Raw genomic sequence first — 8,647 nt, forward strand, 5'->3', positions numbered from 1 at the left:
TGATCTTCGCGATCAGGGATGATCGCAAAGGTGAAGGCGCCCACGAAAAAGGCCGGCATTGCCGGCCTTTTTCGCGCAGCGGACGCGGTGGCTTACTTCTTCTTGTTGCCGCCGGCAAGGTTGTAGATGGTCAGCGCCTGCTGGCGCAGGCTGGAGGCATCGTCGGCATCCAGCTCGCCGCTCTTGCCACCGGTCTGCTGCTCGTGCAGTACCACCATGCCGTTCTCGGTCCAGCTGGCGCGGTCGGTCGAGCTGGGTGCGGCGTCCTTGCTCGCCTTCTTCTGCTGCACGGCCACCCATGGCGAGCCGTTGCGGTAGGCGAAATCGGTGCTGGTGAAGCCCTTGTCGCCGTAATCCACCAGTTCGCGGATCACCTTCACCTCGCCGTTCTGGCGGAACACCTGCCAGCCCCGCGAGGCATTCGGATCCAGCTTGGTGCCAGTGGACACCTTCATGCCGCCGATCTGCTTGACCAGCGCGTTGAAGTCGGCCAGGTCTTTTTCGGCCGGAGTCTGCTCGGCGACCAGTTCGATCGTGGCCTGGTTCTTGTTGCCCTTGGTCAGCACCGGTGCCTGGATCGGCATCGAGTAGTGGCGGGCGCCGTCGGTGAGGATTGCCTTCACCACGTACAGGTCGGCCGGGTTGATCTCGCCCGGCTTGAAGTCCAGCTGGAACGAGTAGGGAAAGGTGGCGCCGGAGGATACCGTCTTGCTGGCCAACGGCGCCGAGCCCGCCTGGGTGGAGGACACGTCGACCAGATTGATCACCAGCTGCGCGTTCGGCGACGGCTGGATCGGGCCGCGCACCGTGATCGTGCCGCTCACGGAACCGGCGGTGGCGGCCGCTGTCGAACTCGCGCTGGCGGCGCCGCTCTCCGTTGGCGACGACGTCGACGAACCGCAGCCGGCCAAGGCCAGCACGGCCAACGACATCACCGACAAAACCATCTTGCGCATGGGGGTAAGCCTCGTTACTGAGTTGGATCGGACACGGAAACCGGTAGCGTGGGGCGCCTCGGTTTCATCGCGGGGGAAACGCTGAGCATAGCCCAAATGGCATGGCTACGGGAAAGTCAAGCCGGTCTACCCACAATTTTGTGTGAACGTATACGAAACGGCCACATGGCGCCTGTCAACCGAAACTTCTTGGTGACGCTTATCATTTTCCGCGGGAGCTTCCGTCCCGAGCCCTCGGTCGAAGGTGCTTGGACCGGACATGCGGGGCTGGACCACGGTCGCAAGAATTCGTCGCAACCAAATGCTCCCTTCACGCCATCGCTACGCTCTTTCGACACGAAAACGCGCAAACTTGCGATCAATCCTCCTGTCATACGGCCACCACCATGAGCACGCAGAAGCTTCCGCACGATCCGCTCCAGTCGACCTTCGCCGATCGCATCAAGTTGCTGATCCAGCGTGTGGGCAGTGCCACCGAGATCGCACGGATGTGCGGCTTCTCCGAAGGCGTGGTGCGCAGCTGGCGCGATGGCCACACCGACCCTTCCCGCGCGCGTTGCGTCACCCTGGCTCGCACGCTGGGTATCTCCCTGATCTGGCTCGTCGCCGGTGAGGGTGTCCTGCAGGCCGACCCGAACGCCAACGGCGGGGACGACTCGCAGTACAGCTCCGAAACCGTCTCGCCACAGCGGGCACGGGGCGGCCGCATCGGCCACGCCCACCACCGCCTGGTGACTCATTCCGATGCCGCGGTCGATCCGAACCGGCTGAACACCGCCATGCAGATCCTGCAGTCGGAACTGGAGCTGGCGAACAGCCCGATGACACTGGCCGAGAACACCGACATGCTCAGCAACCTCTACGAGATCCTTGGCGTCGATGGATCGAGCGTGGATGCCACTGCCATGCTGAAGTTCAATCGTCAGCTGTCCGAACGCATCCGTCAGACGAAGACGCGCGAAACCGCCTGAGCGTACCGACACGGGTCACGACGCGGTGATCCGCAAGGATCGCCGCGTTTTTGTTGCTGAAAAACGCGGCCATGGACAACTGGTCACCCGATCGCGCGGTCGAGGGTGATCGCGAAAATCACCCGCGCAGCAGCGCGATATCGGCCACCGCGCCGAACGCGGCCTTGAGCCGTTCCAGCAGGGCGAGACGGTTGCGGCGCACCGCCGGGTCTTCGGCATTCACCAGCACCTGCTCGAAGAACGCGTCCACCGGCGCCTGCAGCTGTGCCAACCGCTTCAGCACGCTGGTGTAATCGCCGCGCCCCAGTGCTTCGCCGGTTTCCCGACCCGCCGCCTCGAGCGCCGCGGCCAAGGCACGCTCGGCATCGCCCTCGAAATGGGCCGGATCCACCATGTCCCGCGCCGACGTCGGCTCACCACTCTCCTCGGCCTGCTTGCGCAGGATGTTCGCCACCCGCTTGTTCGCCGCGGCGAGGCTGGCCGCTTCCGGCAAGTGGCCGAACTCGACCACGGCGTGCAGACGGCGGTCGAAGTCGGGCAGTGTGTCCGGTCGCACCGCGAGCACGGCCTCGTAGGCCTCGGCCGGGCAGCCCTGCTCCGCGTAATAGCCGCGCAGGCGGTCCAGCACGAAGTCGACCAGCTCGGTCACCAGCGCCGCGCGCCGCTGGCCCATGTCGACCGCAGGCGGCTTGCCGTCCTTGCCGGGCTTCACGCCGACCAGCAGAGCGGCTTCGGGCAGCAGCTCCAGCGCCTCGACGAACACGGCGCGCAGGTCGAGCTCCAGCTTCCCCTCGATCAGGGTGCGTGCCAGGCCCAGCGCGGCACGGCGCAGCGCGAACGGATCCTTGTTGCCGCCGGGCTTCATGCCCACCGCGAAGATGCCGGCCAGGGTATCGAGGCGTTCGGCCACCGCCAGCACCTGGCCGAGCCGGTCGGCGGCGATACCGTCGCGCGCGAAGCGCGGCTGGTAGTAGCTGTCCAGCGCCACGGCCACCTCGACCGGTTCGCCGTCGTGGCTGGCGTAGTAGCGGCCCATCACGCCTTGCAGCTCGGGGAATTCGCCCACCATGCGGGTAAGCAGATCGCACTTGCTCAAGCTCGCCGCGCGCGTGGCGGCACCGGCGTCGACGCCCACGCGGTTGGCGATGATGCGCGCCAGTTCGGCCACGCGCACGCTCTTGTCCCACAGGCTGCCCAGCGCCTGCTGGTAGGTGACGTGCTTGAGTTGTTCCTGGTAACTCGCCAGCGGCGTCTTCAGATCCTCGTCCCAGAAGAACTTCGCATCGGCGAAGCGCGGGCGGATCACCCGCTCGTAGCCCTTGCGGATCTCGGCGGGCTGCTTCGAATCGATGTTGGCGACGCCGATGAAATGCCCGGTGAGCTTACCGCTCGCGTCGAACACCGGCACGAACTTCTGGTTCGTCTCCATGGTGGTGACCAGCGCTTCCTGCGGCACGGCGAGGAAGCCGCGCTCGAAACCGCACGCGATCGCCACCGGCCATTCGACGAGGTTCGCGATCTCGTCGAGCAACGACTCGTCCAGCCGCGGCACGTCGCCGGTTTCCTTCGCCACGCGCGCCACTTCGTCACGGATGCGCGCCCGTCGCTCGGCCGGATCGGCCAGCACCTTGGCGCTGCGCATCGCGTCGAGCCACCCATCGGCATCGGCCACGTGCACCGGCTGCGGATGCATGAAGCGATGGCCGCGCGACTTGCGGCCGCTGGTCAGACCCAGCACTTCGCCGTCGACAATGTCGGCGCCGTGCAGCATCACCAGCCAGTGCACGGGACGCACGAACGCATAATCGTGGTCGGCCCAGCGCATCGGACGCGGAACCGGCAGGCCCTTGAGCGCTTCGTCCACGATCTCCGGCAGCAACGCCGCCAACGTCTGGCCCGGCTTCACCGCGCGGAACACGAACCATGCGCCCTTGTCGGTTTCGAGCTTTTCGAGCTGCTCCACAGCGACACCGCAAGACTGCGCAAAACCCAGCAAGGCCTTGCCGGGCTTGCCTTCCGCATCCAGCGCGGCGTTGACCGCCGGACCACGGCGCTCGACCGATTGCTCCGGCTGTGTCGTAGCGACATGCGGCACATGGACGGCCAAACGCCGGGGTGAGCAATACGCCTTCGCCTTGTCCAGCGCGGCCTCGATGCCGCGCTTCGCCAGTCCGTCGCAGATGCCGCGCAGGAACGCGGCGGACAACTCATCGAGCGCCTTCGGCGGCAGTTCCTCGGTGCCGAGTTCGATCAGCAGCGACTTGGCGACGCTCATGCGGCCTGCTCCTTGGTGTGCTTCTTCAGGCCGGGGAAGCCGAGCTTCTCGCGCTGCGCCACGTAGGCCTCAGCCACGCTGCGCGACAGCGTGCGCACGCGCAGGATGTAGCGCTGGCGTTCGGTGACGCTGATCGCGCGGCGCGCGTCGAGCAGGTTGAACGTGTGGCTGGCCTTCATCACCTGCTCGTAGGCCGGCAGCGGCAGGTTCGCGGCGATCAGCTGGTTCGCGGTGGCCTCGCACACGTCGAACCAGCGCAGCAGTTCCGGCACGTTCGCGTGCTCGAAGTTGTAGGTGCTCTGCTCGACTTCGTTCTGATGGAAGACATCGCCATAGGTGACTTTGCCGTGCGGGCCCTCCGTCCAGATCAAGTCATAAACGTTATCTACATTTTGCAGGTACATCGCCAGGCGCTCGAGGCCATAGGTGATCTCGCCGGTGACCGGCCGGCATTCCAGGCCGCCCGCCTGCTGGAAGTAGGTGAACTGGGTGACCTCCATGCCGTTCAACCACACTTCCCAGCCCAGGCCCCAAGCGCCCAGCGTGGGCGATTCCCAGTTGTCCTCGACGAAGCGCAGGTCGTGCACCAGCGGATCAAGCCCCAGTTCCTTCAGCGAGCCGATGTACAGGTCCAGGATGTTCTCGGGGTTCGGTTTCATCACCACCTGGTACTGGTAGTAATGCTGCAGTCGGTTCGGGTTCTCGCCGTAGCGACCGTCGGTGGGGCGGCGCGAAGGCTGCACGTAGGCCGCTGCCCAAGGCTCGGGACCGAGCGACCGGAGAAAGGTGGCGGGATGGAAGGTGCCGGCGCCGACCTCGGTGTCGAGCGGCTGCAGCAGCACGCAACCCTGCGCCGCCCAGTAGCGGTTGAGGGTCTGGATCACATCCTGGAAGGTACGTGCGGACATGGCTTTCCGTGACCGTGAACAAAGCGCGTTAGTATAGCGGCAGCGCGGTTTTTCGCCGTTGTGCCGCGCCTTCGGGGGAGTTGTCCGGATGGCCGCATCACCGCAAATCGCAAGCCTGCTCGGCCGCCGCGGCCGGCTGGAACTGGATGAACTGCTCGCCGCACTGGTGGTCGACGGCTACCTTGGCGCCGAAGATGCCAAGCTGGTGCGCCTGGGTTCGCGTTCCGGTCGCAGCGCGGTGGAACTGCATCCGCTGGTGCTGATCGCCAACGCGAAGCTGCCGAACCAACGCGACCCTGGCCGACCGCTGAGCCTGGAAGCCCTGGTCGAATGGCTGGCCGGGCACGCCGGGCTGCCCTACCTCAAGATCGACCCGATGAAGGTCAACGTGGCCGCGGTCACCCAGGTGGTGAGCCATGCCTACGCGCAACGCCACCGCATCCTGCCGGTGGCCGCTGCGACCGGCGAGGTGACCTTCGCCACCGCCGAACCGTTCGACGCCGCCTGGGCCGCCGACCTCTCGCACATGTTGCGGCGGGACGTGCACCGCGTGGTGTCGAGTCCCATCGACATCAACCGCTATCTGCAGGAGTTCTACGGCGTCCAGCGCTCAATCCAGCTGGCGCAGGACGCGAAGGCGAACGGCGGCTACGACACCTCGGCCATCCTCAACTTCGAGCAGTTGGTGGAGCTGGGCAAGAGCGGCGAAGTGGGCGCCGACGACCGGCACGTGGTGCACATCGTCGACTGGCTGCTGCAGTACGCGTTCGAGCAGCGTGCCTCGGACATCCACCTGGAGCCGCGCCGCGAGACGGGCCAGATGCGTTTCCGCATCGATGGCGTGATGCACAAGGTGTTCGAGCTGCCGCCGCCGGTGATGAGCGCGGTGACCGCGCGCATCAAGATCCTCGCGCGCATGGACGTGGCCGAGAAGCGGCGCCCGCAGGACGGTCGCATCAAGACCCGCTCGTCGACCGGGCGCGAAGTCGAGCTGCGCGTCTCCAGCATGCCCACCGCATTCGGCGAGAAGATGGTGCTGCGCATCTTCGACCCCGACCTGGTGGTGAAGGACTTCGCCCAGCTCGGCTTCTCCGCCGGCGAAGCGGTGCAATGGCGGCACATGGTGGAGCGCCCGCACGGCATCGTGCTGGTCACCGGCCCCACCGGCTCGGGCAAGACCACCACGCTGTATTCGACATTGAAGCACCTCGCCACGCCGGCGATGAACGTCTGCACGGTGGAAGACCCGATCGAGATGGTCTCGCCCGAGTTCAACCAGATGCAGGTGCAGCCTTCGATCGACCTCGACTTCGCCGCTGGCGTGCGCACCCTGCTGCGGCAGGACCCGGACATCATCATGGTCGGCGAGATCCGCGACCTCGAAACTGCGCAGATGGCGGTGCAGGCCTCGCTCACCGGCCATCTGGTGCTCTCCACGTTGCATACCAACGACGCGCCCAGCGCGGTGACGCGCCTGCTCGACCTCGGCGTGCCGCATTACCTGATCCAGTCCACGCTCACCGGTGTGGTCGCACAGCGCCTGGTGCGCACCTTGTGCCCCTATTGCAAGCGCGAAGCCGCGCAGGATCCGCACGAATGGACCGCGCTCACCCACGGCTGGTCGTTGCCCGTGCCGGAGAAAGTGTGCGCGCCGGTGGGTTGCCTGGAGTGCCGCAATACCGGCTTCATGGGCCGCACCGGCATCTACGAGATGATGCCGATCTCGCCGCGGCTGCGCGGACTGATCGCGGCACAGCTGGAACTGGGCAACTTCGGCCAGACTGCGCTGTCCGAGGGCATGCGGCCGTTGCGCATTTCCGCTGCCGAACAGGTGGCACGCGGACTCACCACGGTGCAGGAAGTGCTCGCGGTACTGCCGCCGATCGAAGCACCCGACGAACACGTACCGACTCCCCCAGCCGATCCTGCATGAAACCCGTCCTGATCATCCGCACCGGCCGCGCGCCGGACGCCATCCGTGCCCGTCACGGCGATTTCCCGCACTGGTTCCGGCTCGGCGCGCAGCTGCCGTTGCGGCGCCTGCAGGTCGTCGACGTCGCGGCCGGCGATGCGCTGCCCGCGCCGGACGCCGTGGCCGGCGCGATCATCACCGGCTCCGCGGCGATGGTCACCGAACGCGCCGCCTGGAGCGAGCGCACGGCCGGCTGGATCCGCCACGCGATGGACGCGGAGCTACCGTTGTTCGGCGTCTGCTTCGGCCATCAGCTGATGGCGCATGCGCTGGGTGGTCGTGTCGACTACCTGCCCGGCGGCCGCGAGATCGGCACGCAGCCGATCGAGAAACTGGCCACCGCCGCCCATGATCCGCTGGCCGCCCGGCTGCCGACAAGCTTTCGCGCCCACACCACGCACGAGCAGAGCGTGCTGGAGGCGCCATCCGGTGTCGTGGTGCTGGCTCGTTCGGCGCGTGATCCGCACCAGTTGCTGCGCTACGGCCCGCATGCGCTCAGCACGCAGTTCCATCCGGAATTCAGTGCCGACGTGATGCGCGCCTACATCCGCCGCAAGCACGCCGACATGCACCACGAAGGCTTCGACCCGCAGCGCAGTTTTCGCGAGGTGGCTGCCACGCCGATCGCGCGCGATCTGTTGCTGCGCTTCGCGCACCGCCATGGGCTGTCCCACGGCGCACGCCACCGTTGAGCCTCAATGGCGCAGGCGCCGCGCGATCGCGTTGCGCGAGAACAGGGCGAACACCAGGCCAAACACGAAACCGCCGATGTGCGCCCACCAAACGTAGGCGCCATAGCTGGGGCCGGCGTAGCTGAAGAGCAGCTGCAGCAGCACCCAGATGCCGATCAGCAGGAAGGCCGGCACCCGCACGAATTCCAGGTACAGGCCCAGCGGCAGCACCAGGCCCAGGCGCGCCCGCGGAAACAGCGCCACGTAGGTGCCAACCACCGCCGACACCGCGCCGCTGCAGCCGATGATCGGCAGGCGCACGCCGGCCAGCGACAGCGCGCCGATCAGGTTCGCCACGATGCCGCCGATCACGAACAGCAGCAGGAAGCGCAGCGAACCCAGCGCACGCTCGCCCGGCAGGCCGAAGATCACCAGGAACAGCAGGTTGCTTAGCAGGTGCAGCCAGGTGACGTGGATGAACAGCGCGGTGAACAGGCGCAGCAGCGAAGGATCGGTCAGTTGCGGCCACAGCGATTCGTGCGCATTGAAGATGCTGGCCGGCACCGTGCCCCATTCCTGCAGCATCGCGAGTCGCTGCGGCAAGGGCATCAAGGCCAAGCGTACGAAGCACAGCACGCAAACGACGACGATGAGCAGTGTGGCCCATTGCCATTGCCGGCGCCGGCGTGTCTCGACATGTACGAACAAGATCGTGCTCCGCTGCCATCGCCGTCACGGCATGATAGGCGATCGTGGCGTCGGTACGACGGCTGGAAACTCGCCAACGGGGATGCTTCACACGCCCCGGTGGCGCGACCCGTCCAAAGGCAAACGCCCTCACCGGTATCGGTGAGGGCGTTTGAGGGATAAAGCCCCTGGCGGTGACCTACTCTT

At 66.6% G+C, this 8,647-nt stretch carries 7 protein-coding genes; 3 read left to right on the top strand and 4 right to left on the bottom strand.

The genetic code is table 11. The features are described from left to right. Positions 1–92 precede the first annotated feature (92 nt). Positions 93–956 carry a YbaY family lipoprotein gene (locus B0E52_RS05095; protein ID WP_077482299.1) on the bottom strand — a complete coding sequence of 288 codons (864 nt, stop codon included), beginning with the start codon at positions 954–956 and terminating at the stop codon, positions 93–95. Between the two features lie 386 nt (positions 957–1,342). Between B0E52_RS05095 and B0E52_RS05100 the strand changes: the two genes are divergently transcribed. Then, entirely contained in the window at positions 1,343–1,927 is a 585-nt protein-coding gene (locus B0E52_RS05100) for a helix-turn-helix transcriptional regulator (protein ID WP_077482300.1), read from the top strand. 118 nt (positions 1,928–2,045) lie between these two features. On the opposite strand, the gene glyS is transcribed toward B0E52_RS05100, so the two are convergent. Both glyS and glyQ read right to left on the bottom strand, forming a co-directional pair. Then, positions 2,046–4,202 (bottom strand): glycine--tRNA ligase subunit beta, encoded by a 2,157-nt coding sequence (gene glyS, locus B0E52_RS05105; protein ID WP_077482301.1) that lies wholly within the window; start codon positions 4,200–4,202, stop codon positions 2,046–2,048. Then, positions 4,199–5,110, bottom strand: coding sequence for a glycine--tRNA ligase subunit alpha (gene glyQ, locus B0E52_RS05110; protein ID WP_077482302.1), 912 nt, complete (start codon positions 5,108–5,110; stop codon positions 4,199–4,201). The genes glyS and glyQ overlap by 4 nt, the downstream gene beginning before the upstream one ends. Before the next feature lie 88 nt (positions 5,111–5,198). On the opposite strand from glyQ, the gene B0E52_RS05115 reads away from it, so the two are divergent. Then, complete coding sequence (locus B0E52_RS05115; RefSeq protein WP_077482303.1) at positions 5,199–7,043, top strand: GspE/PulE family protein; 1,845 nt, start codon at positions 5,199–5,201, stop codon at positions 7,041–7,043. Continuing rightward, the gene (locus B0E52_RS05120) at positions 7,040–7,774 is read left to right on the top strand and encodes a glutamine amidotransferase (RefSeq protein WP_077482304.1); all 735 of its coding nucleotides are present in this window, start codon (positions 7,040–7,042) and stop codon (positions 7,772–7,774) included. Before B0E52_RS05115 ends, B0E52_RS05120 begins: the two co-directional genes overlap by 4 nt. 3 nt (positions 7,775–7,777) lie before the next feature. Here the strand turns inward: B0E52_RS05120 and B0E52_RS05125 are convergent, their stop codons facing one another. Further along, entirely contained in the window at positions 7,778–8,461 is a 684-nt protein-coding gene (locus B0E52_RS05125) for a rhomboid family intramembrane serine protease (RefSeq protein WP_077482305.1), read from the bottom strand. Positions 8,462–8,647: the final 186 nt, after the last annotated feature.

Origin of the sequence: Rhodanobacter sp. C06, assembly GCF_002001105.1 — a bacterium.
Lineage (GTDB): Bacteria > Pseudomonadota > Gammaproteobacteria > Xanthomonadales > Rhodanobacteraceae > Rhodanobacter_A.

Bases quoted from the DNA above. Each gene is read 5' to 3' on its own strand.
- glyS (WP_077482301.1), bottom strand. From the start codon at position 4,202: ATGAGCGTCGCCAAGTCGCTGCTGATCGAACTCGGCACCGAGGAACTG.
- glyQ (WP_077482302.1), bottom strand. From the start codon at position 5,110: ATGTCCGCACGTACCTTCCAGGATGTGATCCAGACCCTCAACCGCTAC.
- B0E52_RS05100 (WP_077482300.1), top strand. From the start codon at position 1,343: ATGAGCACGCAGAAGCTTCCGCACGATCCGCTCCAGTCGACCTTCGCC.
- B0E52_RS05115 (WP_077482303.1), top strand. From the start codon at position 5,199: ATGGCCGCATCACCGCAAATCGCAAGCCTGCTCGGCCGCCGCGGCCGG.
- B0E52_RS05120 (WP_077482304.1), top strand. From the start codon at position 7,040: ATGAAACCCGTCCTGATCATCCGCACCGGCCGCGCGCCGGACGCCATC.
- B0E52_RS05095 (WP_077482299.1), bottom strand. From the start codon at position 956: ATGCGCAAGATGGTTTTGTCGGTGATGTCGTTGGCCGTGCTGGCCTTG.